This window comes from Methanobacteriaceae archaeon, assembly GCA_030656015.1.
Taxonomy (GTDB): domain Archaea; phylum Methanobacteriota; class Methanobacteria; order Methanobacteriales; family Methanobacteriaceae; genus UBA349.
On sequence record JAUSNX010000004.1, the window covers coordinates 1 to 16,432 of the forward strand.

The window sequence follows — 16,432 nt, forward strand, 5'->3', positions numbered from 1 at the left end:
GCAACAAAACAGTAACCACAACATCATGCGCATCATCAGGCCCCAAATTAATAATTTCAGCAACCCAAGTCACCACATTATTAACATCCCAATTAGTATACTTACCAGTACTAGTATACAAACTAACCCTAACATCAGCTGCAGGTATATAAGTGCCACCAATACTGTTTTTCGAGTCCTGTGAATATTCATCCTGCGAAATTATGGATACTACATTATAAATTGTAGATTGTGGAACAGCAGTTCCAGTAACATTCAAGGTAGCTACCTGGCCATTATTAAGAAGTGGAATAGTCCAAATACCCGTTTGACTATCATAAGTTCCAATGGATGGAGTGAATACTACATTAGTTAATCCTTGAGGGATTAAATTTTCAATACGTATATTAGTAGCATTATCCGGCCCATTATTTCTTAAAGTAACAATAAATGTAACATTATTTTTGTTGTAGGATCCTGTTTGAGTTATAACCACATTGGCCATTTTGACATAGATTGATGAATCATCTACATTAACCGTGAATGGGTATTCTTTAAGGTCTACTGTAATATGATTAGTTATTGTTGTTCCCGCATAACTATCATATAATGCATCACAGGTGAAGGTCATAGTTGCTGATTCACCAGAAGCAAGGGATGAAATAGTCCAAATATTATCTGCATAGTTTCCTTTATCAAATGATGCTATAAATGCATCTGGAAGTGCATCATTAGTAATTTTAATATTAGTGGCCTCATCCGGACCATTATTAGTTACTACAACTGTGAAGGTACCGGTTTGACCAACATTAAGTCTATCACCATTAGCAGTGTTAGTTACTACTAAACCAGCTTCCTTAGTATAAGCATCAGCACTTACTGATTCTCCAATGGTTGTTGGATCATATTCTGTTTCAAATATTTTAGTAGCAGTATTGGTTGTATTTTTACCAGCCATAGCAGCACTTGCAACAGCAGTTATGGTTAAAGTTGCAGAGTCACCATTGGCCAGGAATGGAACTGTCCAGTTACCATTACTGTATGTACCCGTAGATGGTGTAACAACAACATTTAACAAACCTGTAGGAATTATATCCTCTATAATGAAATTAGTGGCCGCATCAGGCCCTATATTTATAATTGATACAATGTAAGTTACAACATCCCCTACATTAACGATTTTTGTGGATGTTTGTGACATAACTACATCAGCCATTTTAGTGTAAACACCAATAGTACTATGTGCTAACTCAGGAGTATATTCCGTTTGACTGATTTGTGTTGCGGTGTTTTCTGTTGTTTTTCCAGCCATCGCAGCTGTGGCGTTTCCAGTTATATTTAAGGTGGCGGTTGAACCATTGGTTAAACTTGGAATGGTCCATATACCAGTGATAGCGTTGTAGGTTCCTACAGAAGGAGTAACAATCACTCCACTTAATCCGCTTGGTATGATATCCCTTATGTTAATATTAGTTGCAGTATTTGGCCCGTTATTTTTTACATTAACCAGAAATGTTACTTTGTTTCCCACATTTACTGGAGTATTTACAGATTGATTAATTGTTATACTGGCCACTGGATTAATGTTTACAGTTGTATTTTTTATTACAGTATCGACTGTGGCATTAACTACAGCAACACCCGGAGTGTAACCTGCAGTAAAAATCCTGCTCACACTACCATTAACCAAAGTTCCTGAAGTAATAGATCCTAGAGTCCCTGCAAAGTTTACTACTATTCCGTCTGGCACATGGCCATTAGCAGGGTTGAAATAAACACCATTCTGGTTACGAGTTAGATCTGCAGTTATGGTTGAAGTATTCCCGGTGTATATGGAGTTTGGTGAAGAAATTATGTTTAATACTAACCAGGTTGAAACATCAACGCTACCAGATACTTTTGCTGATGGGCTGGTATTGGATCCCCACCAATTGTTTTTAGCGTCAATAGAGCCACTAATAGATTCTATGATATTTCCTGTGCCAATAATTCTATTGAAATTGGCAACAGTGGTGCCCTGATAATTTGATATGCCAGTACCTCTTGTACCAGCATTGTTTCCAATTAAATCACTGCCAGAAATAGTTAAAGTACCCCAGGTACGTATGGCACCACCATTGTAAGTAGCATTATTTCCAGTAAATGTACTTCTTAACACATTTAATGTACCATAGCTCCAAATAGATCCACCATAACCAGCTTTGTTATTAGTAAAAGTGGAATCACTTATATTCATAGTTCCTGTAGCGAGAGTATCTGTGTTTCCCCATGCAACAGCCCCACCACCATATTCAGAATATGCGGTATTTCCAGTGAATGTACTACCTGTGATAGTGGAATTATTAAAAGAGAGTATTGCTCCACCAACAGAAGCAGTATTATAATTAAAAACGCTTCCTGTTACATTTAAGTTAGCATTGAAGTTGTTGAATATGGCCCCACCGTTATAATCATATCCGTTAGTAATAGGGACTCTATTATTCTCAAATGTGCTGCTTAAGACAGATAGATTACCATTATTATAAATAGCCCCACCACGATTCTGGGCACTATTTTCTCTGAAAGTTGTACTGGTTACGGTTAAGCTTCCTGTATTATAGATGGCCCCACCATCAGAAGCACTATTACCCGAAAAATTACTGGCGACTATAGTTAAATTTCCACTATTTGTTAAAGCCCCACCATTTGTAACCGCAGAATTATTCACAAAATTACTGCCAGAAATGGTTGTATTACTTGTGGAAAATATGGCACCGCCATCACGAGTTGCTTTATTAGAAGTAAAATTACTATTGTTAATGGTTAAAGATCCTGAGCTCCAGATTGCACTACCATCACAGGTAGCAGTATTATCCATAAAAACACTGTTTATAATGGTTAAAGAGCCAGTATTATAAATAGCTCCACCTAAACCATTACTTCCAGAATTTCTATTAGCAGAATTACTCTTAAAGTTACAATTATTAACAGTTAAAGTTCCACCATTATTTCGAATGGCTCCACCATTATTATTTTTAACCCGCCCATTGGCAATAGTTATATTGATAAGAGAAATATTAACCCCAGTATTTATAATAAATATTCTGTCATCATTAGATCCATTTATTATAGTGCCGTCTGTGCTCTGGCCTTTAATAACCATATTTTTGCTTAAGGTTATATCTCTATTATTTGAGCCAGTATACAAACCATTAGCAATGTTAACTGTTCCATTAGCAGTTACTGTATTAGTACCTCCGCCGATAGTCTTTTTAGGGCCACTAGTACCATTCCAACTGGAACTCAAACCGTCCCATGCATCATTTCCCCCTGTCGCATTAACATAGATAACTGACGAGTCAGCAGAAACGTCATCCATGTTAACAAATAGGGCCAGGCCCATTAGCAACATTGAGAGTACTATAATTTTTGTTTTATTCATCCCTTTTCACCTTTAATATACTCCATATTGTTAAAATTGTTTTTGTGAAAAATCTCACAAGTTTATAAATAGTTTAGAATTTTTTGTGAGAAATTTCACAAGTATAATTTCTATAATCAATAATTACGTAAAACAAGCATATAACTATTTCGATTGGGATTATAAAACCAGATAAAAATAGCATTTTGAGAGTAATAGTTAGGCCAAACCTACCATTAAATACCCCCTATAACTCAAAATTATATACATTTAAATCATTAAAATCCTTTAAAATCCTAATTTAATAAAAATAACATTAATAAACTTAAATTAAGCAAAAATAAGATTTAATATCATTTTAATCTTGAGGCCCAAATTGCATCTTCCGAGCTAATTTACAAAGTGCATATTTTTGTGACAAATAGAACAAAGGATAATGATATTAAATAGGATATTTCTATATTTAATGAAGACCAATTATTCATAATTAATTAAGTGATCTAATACTCAACATATGTAATTTCATAATTATTATATCCCGTGATAACTTATGCCCACCTACACTGCCCATGGCCTAAACATAAAATCAGAAATTACTTTCCCTGAGTTATTGGAAAGTTCAGAGGATTCAGATATTCTAATAAAATATGGTGACTTTGATTATTCTTCTAAAAAAATCATATCGGAAGGTGTTTTTAGAATTGCCAGCCATTATATTTTAACTGAAGAATCCATGTATTTAATATGGAATAATATAGATATCTGTCAGATAATCAAAGGGGAAGAAATCATTGTAAATTCACAGACAAGTATAGATGAAACATTCCTTAGAGCATTAATTTTAGGCCCTGCCTTGGGAATACTATTACATCAAAGAGGTAGGCTGGTACTTCATGCCAGTGCCGTAAATATGAATGATGTTGCTGTGGCTTTCATGGGCCATAATGGGGCAGGTAAATCAACCACCACCTTTTCTTTTATGAATAGTGGTTATCCATTAATTGCCGATGATATTTTGAGTATAGAATTTAGAGATAACCTTCCCGTGGTTTTTCCGGGGTTGCCTAGAATAAAATTATGGCCGGAGAGCATGGAAATATTTGATAAATCTATGGAATCATTTCCAATTCACCCGGAATCTCGTAAAAGATCATTTTTGGTGGATGATTTTTGTAACCAAGTTGTTTCTCTAAAACATATCTATGTCATAGAAAATAAGGAAAAAACATACTTAGAAGAATTAAAACCTCAAGAGGCACTTATTGAACTTATTAGAAATTCATACTGTGCCAACATATTTCAAAATTCAGATCAGGCCACTAATTTAGAGGAATATGCAAAAATTGTTAAGAATGTTTCTATAAAACAATTAAATATAGAACGATCACTGGATAAAATTCCAGAAATGGTAAATCTTGTAGAAAAGGATGTTTATTAAAAATAAATTAGTTTTAGTAGAAAAGGACGTTATATTAAATGAGAGAAAAAATTACTGATAGCTACTTTTGGAATTACTTGAAGCTATTATCCAGTTTCAATTCTAAAAAATTTTCTTTCACTATATCCTTAATGGTACTTATCAGTCTGAGTGAAGGAATAGGCCTTCTTCTACTAATCCCCTTACTGCAATTAGTAGGCCTGGATGTTCAACAAGGTGCTCTGGGCCAGATTGCGGGAATTATAGCCTCGTTTTTTAACTATATTAATATTAAACCAACATTAGGTGCAGTTTTAATTATATATGTCCTGATTATTGGTTTAAATGCTTTTTTAACCAAGTTACAGACTACTGAAAGTTCCCAGATTCAGTACGGCTTTGCCGCAGATCTTAGAAAAAAGCTTTTTAAAGCAATTTCAGAATCCAGATGGCTTTTTTTCTCTAAAAAACCATCAGCTCATTTTGCCCATGCCCTAACCAATGAAATCGAACGGGTTAGTATGGGAACTGGTCAATTTTTAACATTAATAGCCAGTATCTTTGTGCTGGCGGTTTACATCATTTTTGCAATAAATTTGTCCGGGCCTGTGGCTGGAATAATTTTTATAATTGGAATTGTTTTACTTCTTTTACTTAAAAAAAGGAGCCAATCATCTCGTACAAAGGGTGAAGATCTATCAAACACTACTAAAAATCTTTATTCCATTACCAATCAACATTTAGATGGAATGAAGACCATTAAAAGTTTTAATATGGAAAAAAGGAATGTTGAAACTTTTTCTAAAGTTTCTAATGGAGTGGCCCGCAAATATATGGAAACTATAAAAAGCTATGCTGATGTTCGTTTTTTATTTGATGTGGGTTCAGTGATTATTTTAAGTTTTATAGTCTTTTTTGTAGTGGAGATAATGAAAATTTCTACGGCCGAGCTTTTAATTCTATTATTCCTTTTTATAAGGATTATACCACGCTTTTCAACTATTCAAAGGAGTTATCAATATTTTATAAACATGTTACCTGCCTTTGTAAATGTAATTAATTTAAAAAGAGAATGTGAAGCCTCATCTGAGAGTGAACTTGAATCTGGAGATATATTTTTTGAAAAAGAGATCCAATTCACAGATGTTTCATTTTCCTATCAAGATAACTTGAATATTAAAAATCTTGACTTAAAAATTAAGAAAAATCAAATAACTGCTTTGGTGGGCCTTTCCGGTGCTGGAAAAAGTACTACTGCTGATTTAGTTATGGGCCTTTTAAGGCCAGATGAAGGTCAAATAAGTATTGATGGTGTGGAATTAGAGAATTTCGCGTCTTGGAGAAATCAAATTGGATATGTGGCCCAGGATACTTTCTTATTCAATGATACCATTCGGAATAATTTATTATTAGCTCGAAATGATGCAGTGGAAAAAGATCTTAATGATGTTTTAGAAATTTCATCAGCAAATTTCGTTTTCGATCTTCCAGATGGATTAGATACTGTTATTGGAGATAGGGGCGTTAGATTATCGGGCGGGGAAAGACAGCGTTTGGCCCTGGCACGAGCATTATTAAGGAGGCCTTCCCTTTTGATAATGGATGAGGCCACCAGTAATCTGGATTCCAAAAATGAAAAAAGAATATTGCAATCAATTGAGAAGTTGCACGGCGATTTGACCATTTTAATGATCGCCCATCGATTTTCAACCATAGAAAGTGCTGATGTTATTTATCTGATGCAAGATGGCCATATTGTAGAAGAAGGTAGTTGGGAAGAGTTTAATGAAAAAAAAGGTAGGTTTGGGGAGTTATTTTGAGTTCATTGCTAGTGAAATAGTGTATTTAGTAATGGTTTTGTTAGGGTCTTTAAAGCCAGCATAATAATAAGACTGTCCTTCTGGTGGAATGATTTTTGGCTTATTTGGTGCTGTGGTATTAGTTCCTATTAAAGTACCATTTTCGCTGTAGAATTTGACTGTTATTTGTACGTTAGGTGCTTGATTACCTGCATTATTTCCCACATATCCCCATACATAATAATATTGAGTTCCATTTCGATCGTAATGGTCTCCCGTGGAGTTTGCAATATACAGATCATTATTGGTGGCATTTGGTTTCTGGCCAAAGGTATTATCAGATTCTGTTTTAAATGTGCAGCCTGAGATTGTAACTGTGAATAATATTAAAAGAATGATTAAAATTTTTTTATCCATATGCCCACCAAGTTTAAAATGTTTAAGTAGTTTGATACTAAAAAGTTAGTATAATTCATGAGTATATATAATTTTTACTTATATAATTTTTACTTAGCTTTATTGAGGAATCCAATTGATAAATTCTAAAAATGAATTTAAATTAAAACCAGAAGACAAGCTTATACTTAGCTGCGGCCATAGCCAGGTTAATGATGAGCTTGAAAAGAAGATAATTAAACTGGTTAATTTAGATCTAGATTGGGAATATATCCTGGATATGGTCACAAGACACAGGTTAAGGCCATTACTCTATTATAATTTAAATAAGATCTGTCCCGATAAGGTTCCGGATGATGTTTTAGTAAGTTTGAGAGAGTTTTATCATGGTAATGTTCGTAAAAATTTGATGATGACTGGTGAACTTGTTAAGGTCATGAAGTTACTGGAAGAAAATGGTGTTAATGCTGTTACTTATAAGGGGCCTGTTTTGGCCCAGATGGCGTATGGGAATGTTGGCCTGAGGGAATTTAGAGATATTGACATATTTATTGCTAAGTCAGATGTGGCTAAAGCAAAAAATATAATGAATTCTAATGGTTACTATTTAGATCCACCTATTGAAGTTGATAATTCCACATATATGAAGCTGGATTGTGAATATAGATTTAAAAATAAATCCGGAGTTTTAATTGAGCTGAATTGGAACTTTGAAGGTCCTTTTTTTTCTTTTAAATCAGATTCAAATAGATTATTTAGTGATTTAATATTCACTAAAATTAATAATTTTGAAATCATAACTCCATCAGCGGAAAATGAATTTTTAATGATGTGTATTCACTGTGCTAAACATAACTGGAATAGATTATTATGGATTATGGATTTGGTAGAAGTTGTAAAAAATAAAGATATTAACTGGCAGGCAGTATGGAAAATTTCAAAAGAATTAGGAGTAAATAGAATATTAATTATAAACCTAATTCTGATTCGGGATCTTAAAGGAGGTCGAATTCCTGATGAAATACAATTAAATCCGGATAAAGAAGCTATAAATATTGTAATGCAGATTAAAAAGAGAATATTTGAGAATGATAAAAGTTCTTGGAACTTAATAGAAAAGTTCTTCTTAGATTTGAAAAAAAGAGATAACATTCAAATTGGGATTAAAGACTGTATTTATGGATTTAGTAAGCCCAGTTATGATGATTACCAGGATTTTAAAATTTCACCCTATTTTTTTAAATTTTATCCATTTATAAGACCATTTTTGCTATTAAAAAGATATGGAAAAAACCCTATTTAGTTAATTAAATATTGTTTTATGAATTATCTCTAAAACAATATCTAAACAGTTATTAATATTCATCCAATGATATTGCATTTATGTGTTCAATTATCTCATCTTTATATTCATCATTATCCATGGCAAATTCCAGGGAAGTCTTAAGCCAATCAACTTTATTTCCGATATCATAGGTTCTGCCTTGGAATACACAAACATAAGCCTCATCCAAAAGGCACAAAGCATCGGTTAGCTGAATCTCACCACCATAACCTGGTTTTACTGTTTTAAGAAATCAAAGATGGACGGATCCAGTACATAGCGTCCAATTATACCCATATCAGACGGTGCCTCACCAATTTTAGGTTTTTCCACCATATCTTCAATTTTATAAATACTATCTTCGATCTTATGTCCCTTTATTATACCGTAACGTTGGATTTTTTCTTCAGAAACCCTTTCTACTGCAATACATGAAGCAGAATATTTATTATAAGCATCCACGAGTTGTTAGTACAGGGAATGTGGGATTTGGTTATTGTATCTCCTAATAAAACCGCAAATGGTTCGTCTTTTACATGTTATTCGCATAGGACACTGCATCTCCCAAGCCAAGCTGTCTTTTTTGACAGACATAGTAAATATCAGCAAGATCACAAATGGAGCTAATTTCATCTAGATAGTCATACTTCTTATTTTTCTTTAAAGAATATGATAATTCAAAGGAACTATCAAAATGATCCTCAATGGACCACTTACCTTTACCGGTTATGATTAATATGTCTTCTATACCAGTAGCTACTGCTTCTTCCACCACGTACTGAATGGTAGGTTTATCAAAGACAGGAAGCATTTCTTTAGGCTGAGCCTTGGTTGCTGGTAAAAATCGTGTCCCTAATCCCGCAGCAGGTATTATTGCATTCATGATACCACTTTTGTTCTCATGTAATAGTCTTTTAAACGTACCGTGTCATCTAGATGAGGAGTGGAAATCTCATGTAAAATAAGATTATCTTGGGCCACTATTGAATGAGGTACCCCCGGTTCTATACGGATGGTATCATTTTTTGATAAAAACTCCTTTCTATCCTCAAACTTAATGTACCCTGATCCCTGCATAATGTACATGGTCTCATCTTTTTTCTCATGGTAATGGAATGATGTTTGATAGCCCTCTTTAATGAAGAGTTCTTTATTTAAATATTTATCCGTGCTAATTAGTATTTTTTCATATCCCCATGGCTTGTCTTCTCGGTTCTGGTATTCTTTCCTTATTTCTTCTAATTCCTTGGCAGTATCAATGGCCATCCAGAAAAGATTGCTCTCTTTATAATAACCTAACTGGTTTTCTCGTGCCATACTCGGAAAAACGGTTTTTTCAATATCACCGGTTTCAAATTCTCCAAAGTCTATATTTCCTTTAGAATAGTAAATTCCCCCATTAATATAATAATCCAGAACTGGTTTTTCTTTAAATAAAGTTAAACGGTCACCATTTACCTCCACTATGCCATAAGGAGACTTCATCTGAGTGATAAAGAGATATAATGGATAACTGGATTTTTCTCCATTTTCAATCATCTTCTTGATATTTAAATCTGCCACCACATCCCCATTACGGATAACACATGGTTGATCTTTTAAATGTTCAAAACCTAAACGGATTGCATTCAGGGTACCTAATGGTTTATCTTCTTCCACGTATTTTATTTGGAGTCCTAGATAATCATCACCATATCTTTGACGGATTTTATCACCTAAAAATCCAGTTAATAATAGAACCTGATCCACACCTGCATGTTTGAATTCTGCTAATTGTTTATCCATGATTGTGTAGTTATCTTGTATTTCGATTAGTGGTTTGGGGATTTCTTCGGTTAGGGGGCGTAATCTTTTTCCCATTCCCCCGCAGAGTACCATACCTACTGTTTTTTTCATGTTGTCACCTTAAGTTATTATCTAATATAAATTTGTCTATAAATGACTGTAAAAGTTTGTTAGTGAAGAATTAATAAAAATTTTTTTCCAAAATAATAAGTCTTTTTTACTAAAAAATGATATTAGTGGGTTTGAGATAGTTACTATCATTCCATATCCCTAAATTTACAAACACTTTTTAACTATGCTACTAAATGATAAATAGTTAACATAGATTTAATGCATAATATATTATTTTATATAAAAATAATAATATGCATAATTTTATATAGTTATGTCTCTTTAAAAGGTATAATAATAGATTAATGATTAATTGTGATAGGTGTGTTTATGATTATATCTTTTGTAATACCTGCATTAAACGAGGAAGGAATTGTAGGAAAAACCATTAAAACGATTCCGATTCAAAAATTAAAAGAATTAGGACTGGAAACTGAAATAATAGTAGTTGATAACGCTTCTACCGACAATACAGCTCAAGAAGCTAATGATGCTGGAGCTAAAGTAGTTTATGAAGAAAAAAGAGGATATGGTAATGCATATCTTCGCGGTTTGGGTGAAGCATCCGGGGAAATTATTGTTATGGGTGATGCCGATGGCACCTATCCCTTTGATATTACCCCTGATTTCATAAGCCCTATTTTGAATGAAGGATATGAATTTGTAATGGGTAACCGTTTAACTGGTCAAATGCACGAAGGGGCCATGCCATCCTTGCATAGATATATTGGAAATCCCATGCTTACCAAAATGCTGAATATATTATTTGATTCTAATCTTCGTGATACTCACTGTGGAATGAGGGCCTTTAAAAGGGAAGTTCTGGATAATATCCATCTCCATTCTCCAGGTATGGAATTTGCCATTGAAATGGTAATAGAGATTGCTGAAAAAGATATAAAGGTTAAAGAGGTTCCTATTGAATACCGTGTTAGGGGCGGGGAAGCCAAACTAAGTTCTATAAAAGATGGCTGGAGACATGTCAGTTATATGCTAAACAGAAAATTCTCCTAAAGTTCTTAAACACTTGAATTAAATATGTGTTGTTAAAATGTTCACACCACTAGTTTCAATTATTATTCCTATGAAAAATGAGGAAATTATCGTAAAAAGATGTTTAAACTCTATAAAAACTATTAACTATCCACATAATAAAATAGAAATTGTAATAGTAAATGATGGATCTACAGATCGTACTAAAAATATTGTTTTAGATCAAAAACATGACCTAAACATTGTATATTTGGAAACTCAAGGATTAGGAGTTTCTAAAGCTCGAGATTTGGGTTTAAAGAAATCAAGTGGGAATTTCACTGTTTTTACAGATGCAGATTGTGTAGTTCATCCAGATTGGATAATTGAACTATTAAAACCATTTCAAGAGAATGTTGCAGCAGTAGGTGGGCCTAACTTAACTCCTAAAGATGACACACATTTTGCAAAATGTGTAGGATCTGTGCTCTCATTTTTAAGTAAACCCGGAGCTAGATATGCTTTCGAAGGTGAAGAAATTATTGAGATACATCATAACCCTACTTGTAATGTCATGTATAGGAAAAATGTACTAGAAGAAGTTAATGGATTTAATCATATTTTAATCACAACAGATGATGAAGAATTAGATTACAGAATCAGAAAAAAAGGTTATAAAATTTTATATACACCATTTGCTAAAGTGGATCATTATAGGAGATCTAGCTGGAAAAAATTCATGAAAATGGCATATTATTATGGTTTAGGGCGAATGCAGTCCACAAAGATACATCATGAAATGGGTAAATGGTTTCACTTTGCTCCAATGTTCTATGTTTTGATTTTAATGTTATTGGGCATAATTTCATTGTTTTATAATGTTTATAGTTATACATTTGTTAGTTTAATAGTTCTAAGTATTTTGGGAATTGGATTAATTAGCATCATATCTACTTATAAAAAAGAATGCAATTTAAGCACATTTTTTTTTCTAGTTAATATTTGGTTATATGGATATGGACTCGGGATGATGCGAGGTGTCTTTAAATGAAAATTTATTTACTAAACCCACCATATATGCCCCATTTTGGTAGGGGAATGCGATGGCAAGATACAGGGCGCGGTGGAACCCTTTACTACCCAATTTGGCTTTCTTATGCCTCAGCAGTTCTTGATCAATACCATGAAATCAGATTAGTTGATGCTCCTGCTTGGGATTGGAATAGAAAAAATGTTTTGAAAGATTTAAAACAGTTCCAGCCAGAACTGATTGTAATGGATAGTAGTTTTCCCAGCTTAAATAATGATATTTCTGTGGCAAAATTTATAAAAGAAAATTATGAACAGAAAATTAAAATTGTATTAGTAGGCCCTCCAGGATCCCAATTCGCTGAAAAAATACTTGAAAACAAATCAATAGATATTGTAACCCGTTTCGAATATGACTTTACACTAAAAGAACTTTCTGAAACATTAGAAAATGCAGGGAATCTCAAAAATGTTGCAGGGATATCATATAAGTTCAATGGTAAAATAATAAATAATCCGGATAGAGAACTTTCATCTTCAAAAGATTTAGATGCTGTTCCTTTTGTTTCAAAAATATATAAAAAATTCCTTAATATCGATGACTACTTTCTGGGAAGCTCACTTTCTCCTGAAGTACAAATTTTCACAGGCAGAGGATGTCCATTCAATTGCACATTCTGTTCCTGGCCTCAAACACTTATGGGTCGAAAATACAGAGTAAGATCTGTATCAAGTGTGTTGGATGAGCTAGAATGGGTTGAGAAAAATCTAGCAGAAGTTAAAGAAGTATTCTTTGAAGATGATACATTTACTATTGATAAAAAAAGAGTCCTGAAATTTTGTAGAGAATACAAAAATAGAGGATTGAAAATCACATGGGCATGTAATGCTCGAGTTGGTTTAGACTATGAAACTATGCTAGAAATGAAAAAAGCGAATTGTAGATTACTTATTGTTGGCTTTGAATCTGGAAATCAAATTATATTAGATAATATTAAAAAAGACATAACTGTAGATGGAATTAGGCAGTTTGCAAGAGATTGTAAAAAGGCAGGTTTGTTATTACATGGTGATTTTATCATCGGATTACCTGGTGAAACAAAAGAAACTATTGAAAACACAAAAAAAATTATAAAAGAAACAAAATCAGACATTCTTCAAGTTTCAGTTGCTTCACCATTCCCCGGAACAGAATTTTACGAATTTTGTAAAAAAAACAACTATTTACTTACTGACGATCCAAATGAATATTTAGATGAAGAAGGTCATCAAAAGGCCATTGTTTCTTATAAAGAAATATCTAATGAAGAGATAAATCAGATTGTTAATAATATACTAAGTGATTATTATCTATCACTAAATTATGTTCCCATAGCATTTAAACAAATCTTTAGGAAAAATGGAATTGGTGAACTAAAAAGATTAATATATTCTGCAAGAATGTATTTGAAATATGCTTCAGAGAGTTGATATTGGTGAAACCCAGAAATATAGGTTTAATAAGAGCTGTACATTCCAATAAAGGAGATATGGCGATTTTTGAAGGATCGCTTGAAATATTTTCTCTTCTTAATATTGAACCTACTCATGTTTTTGATGTTGAGCCCGGTTTTCCAAGTGATTACTGGGATAACAGAAATATTAAAATTATTGATACATCACTTAGTTCCCTGGAAAAAAATCGATCGAAATATCATGCAATGAAGTTCCTTCTTACTAATGAAACACCATCACTACAAAATATTAATGATTTGGACTTTATTTGGTATATGGGAGGATCTAGGTTCAATACACGCTTCGCACCTCATGTATTAGCAGAAATATTAAATGCATATTACAAAAAGAAAATTTTAAATTCAAAACTCATTTTAGGTGGAATATCAACTGAAACACCCAGTAATAGTTACATATACAAGAATTTTTATCGGCAATTTGCCAAAAATGTAGAAGTATTTTTCATAAGAGATAAAATTTCATTATCAAACTTAAGCTCATTTAAAATTCCTGAAGAGAAATTAAACCTTGTTATAGATTTCGCTTTTTGGTTAAATAGTAAAAAATCAGAGGCCACTGTTAAATTAACTAAAAATATCCAGGAAAACCCAAAAGATTTGCCCATTATAGGAGTTATTCCTGTAACATCTGGATTACATTCAAGAAAATATTCTGAAAGATTCATTAATATGTTAAAAAAAATACAGGATGATTATTCCATTTTCTTTATACCTACTTCTAATAATGCTAATGTAGTTTCACAGCCTTACGAACAAGATGATTATGCATTTTGTTTAGAATTGAATTCTAAATTAGAAAAAAAAATACCTATTTTAGATATTAATAATTTAGAACCATCAGAAATTATTGAAGTAATGAAAAAGTTAGATTTTGTAATCTCAATGCGAATGCATGGAGCAATTTTTGGAGTTTTAGCTAATGTGCCCACATTACATATTTATTATCGAAATAAAGGATTGGGATTTTTTAAGACTTTTTTTAAAAATAAAGTTCATTTAATGTCAATAAATGAATTCATGGATGACTTTGAAATTAATAATCTTTTTAAGTGTTTAAAAGAATCAATAGACCAAAAAAAGAATTACGGTCAAATTTATAGAGAAATTATTATTAAAGAAAAGAAGAATTCATTTGAAATTATAAAAAACAGATTAAAGGAGACAGAAAATTAATGAAAATTGCATATGTACTCCCTTATGATTGGGGTGGCATGCCACATTATACTGCAGAGCTTGCTAATGCAGTATCAGAATTTGCAGAAGTAGTTGTTATTGGAAGTAAGGCTATTAATGAGGAATATTTTTCAAAAAATGTTGAAATCATAAAAGTGTTTGAACCTATAGAATTATCTATGAATAATATTAAATCAATCTTTTCATTAAAAAATATAAATAGTTTGATTTCTCTTAAAAAAATTGATATAATAAAGGAGGTTAATCCAGATATTGTTCACTTTCCAACACCATTAATTCCACCATTACCATTATTTATTTTTTTAAAAAGAATAAATAAAAATTATATTATTGTCCATACAAAACATGGTATCTATTCCAATTCAAGTTTCAAAATTAAAATATTTGAAGAATTTGCAGTAAATGCATTTGAATATTTAATTGAATATAATAAAATAATAGTTCATACGAAAAATGATCATAAAGTTTTAATTAAAGAAAAAAATATAAACTCTGATAAAATTAGTGTAATACCTTATGGAACATTCTCATTTTTTAAGAATTATGAAAAAGAATGTGATAAGGAAAAGAATACTATTCTATTTTTTGGCAATATACGGAAATATAAAGGATTGAAATGTTTAATTGAAGCAACTACATTAATATCAAAACAAATTCCTGATATTAAAGTTATTATTGCTGGCGAAGGAGATTTATCCGAATTTGAGAAAACTATTTATAATAATCCTCATTATGAAGTACATAATTCATATATTCCAGATGAAAAAGTATCAGAATTATTTAATCGGTCTGAGATTGTTGTAATGCCCTATATCACCATGAGTGGTCAAAGCGGGATAATTAAAGTCGCATATGCATTTGGAAATCCAGTAATTGCCACAAATGTGGGTGGAATCTCAGAAGTTTTAGAAGATGGAATCAGTGGATTATTAGTTCCTCCCAAAAACCCTGCCAAACTTGCAGAAGCAATTATATACATTTTGAAAAACGAAAATATTAAAAAAAGTATTATTAATGGAGTAAAATCCAAATCAGAAGAGTTGTCTTGGTCAAATATTGCAAAAAAGCATATGGATGTTTATAAAACATTATATGAAGAATATAAGATTTAAATGAAAATTATAAACTTTTTAAACATTAATAATTTGAATAATAGATACTTTAATATTATCACACTTTTTTTATTGATAATATTTGATATTTTATTTATAAGTAATCATTTATTTACTAATCTTATTTATATTTACAAAATTTATCATTTTATAATCCAAATACTTGGATTTTTGATAATATCTTTTTTACCGGGATTCATAATCCTTAGATTATTAAAAATAGATGAAAAAAGCAATATTCTTAATATTTTATTAGTCATAAGTACAAGTATTTTTTTTAGTACTTTATTAGGTTTATCACTAAGTTTAATTGGCTATTCTTTAAATATTAAGCTCTTATACCCAGTCAACATTTTGATTGCATATAATTTGATTTTAATTCCTTTGCTTATTTTAAGTA

Annotated in this window: 11 protein-coding genes and 1 pseudogene; 8 read left to right on the forward strand and 4 right to left on the reverse strand. The window is 31.8% G+C overall.

The window, feature by feature from the left end:
* The coding region (locus Q7I96_03195) for a hypothetical protein (GenBank protein MDO9626619.1) at positions 1-3,400 on the reverse strand (3,400 nt) is incomplete at its 3' end.
* Positions 3,401-3,929: 529 nt separating this feature from the next.
* Between Q7I96_03195 and Q7I96_03200 the strand changes: the two genes are divergently transcribed.
* Positions 3,930-4,817 carry a hypothetical protein gene (locus Q7I96_03200; protein MDO9626620.1) on the forward strand — a complete coding sequence of 296 codons (888 nt, stop codon included), beginning with the start codon at positions 3,930-3,932 and terminating at the stop codon, positions 4,815-4,817.
* Between the two features lie 38 nt (positions 4,818-4,855).
* Positions 4,856-6,616 (forward strand): ABC transporter ATP-binding protein, encoded by a 1,761-nt coding sequence (locus Q7I96_03205; protein ID MDO9626621.1) that lies wholly within the window; start codon positions 4,856-4,858, stop codon positions 6,614-6,616.
* Here the strand turns inward: Q7I96_03205 and Q7I96_03210 are convergent.
* A complete protein-coding gene (locus Q7I96_03210; protein MDO9626622.1) occupies positions 6,608-7,012 on the reverse strand; it encodes an FxLYD domain-containing protein in 405 nt (134 codons plus the stop codon). The two genes, Q7I96_03205 and Q7I96_03210, sit on opposite strands and share 9 nt — an antisense overlap.
* 115 nt (positions 7,013-7,127) lie before the next feature.
* Here Q7I96_03210 and Q7I96_03215 point away from each other — a divergent pair, with 115 nt between their 5' ends.
* Entirely contained in the window at positions 7,128-8,294 is a 1,167-nt protein-coding gene (locus Q7I96_03215; protein ID MDO9626623.1) for a nucleotidyltransferase family protein, read from the forward strand.
* Positions 8,295-8,346: 52 nt separating this feature from the next.
* Here Q7I96_03215 and galU read toward each other — a convergent pair.
* A pseudogene (gene galU / locus Q7I96_03220) lies at positions 8,347-9,198 on the reverse strand (UTP--glucose-1-phosphate uridylyltransferase GalU).
* Positions 9,195-10,211: a sugar phosphate nucleotidyltransferase gene (locus tag Q7I96_03225; protein MDO9626624.1), complete on the reverse strand. Its 1,017-nt coding sequence runs from the start codon at positions 10,209-10,211 to the stop codon at positions 9,195-9,197. Before Q7I96_03225 ends, galU begins: the two are co-directional and overlap by 4 nt.
* Before the next feature lie 330 nt (positions 10,212-10,541).
* Between Q7I96_03225 and Q7I96_03230 the strand changes: the two genes are divergently transcribed.
* Genes Q7I96_03230 through Q7I96_03250 form a run of 5 tightly spaced genes read left to right on the forward strand, consistent with a single transcriptional unit; the run spans position 10,542 to position 16,032 of the window.
* A complete protein-coding gene (locus Q7I96_03230; protein MDO9626625.1) occupies positions 10,542-11,225 on the forward strand; it encodes a glycosyltransferase family 2 protein in 684 nt (227 codons plus the stop codon).
* A 37-nt stretch (positions 11,226-11,262) separates the two neighbouring features.
* Positions 11,263-12,234: a glycosyltransferase gene (locus Q7I96_03235; protein ID MDO9626626.1), complete on the forward strand. Its 972-nt coding sequence runs from the start codon at positions 11,263-11,265 to the stop codon at positions 12,232-12,234.
* The gene (locus Q7I96_03240) at positions 12,231-13,682 is read left to right on the forward strand and encodes a radical SAM protein (protein ID MDO9626627.1); all 1,452 of its coding nucleotides are present in this window, start codon (positions 12,231-12,233) and stop codon (positions 13,680-13,682) included. The genes Q7I96_03235 and Q7I96_03240 overlap by 4 nt, the downstream gene beginning before the upstream one ends.
* Positions 13,683-13,687: 5 nt before the next feature.
* Positions 13,688-14,899, forward strand: coding sequence for a polysaccharide pyruvyl transferase family protein (locus Q7I96_03245; GenBank protein ID MDO9626628.1), 1,212 nt, complete (start codon positions 13,688-13,690; stop codon positions 14,897-14,899).
* Positions 14,899-16,032 carry a glycosyltransferase family 4 protein gene (locus tag Q7I96_03250; protein ID MDO9626629.1) on the forward strand — a complete coding sequence of 378 codons (1,134 nt, stop codon included), beginning with the start codon at positions 14,899-14,901 and terminating at the stop codon, positions 16,030-16,032. Before Q7I96_03245 ends, Q7I96_03250 begins: the two co-directional genes overlap by 1 nt.
* The last annotated feature ends 400 nt before the right edge of the window (positions 16,033-16,432 follow it).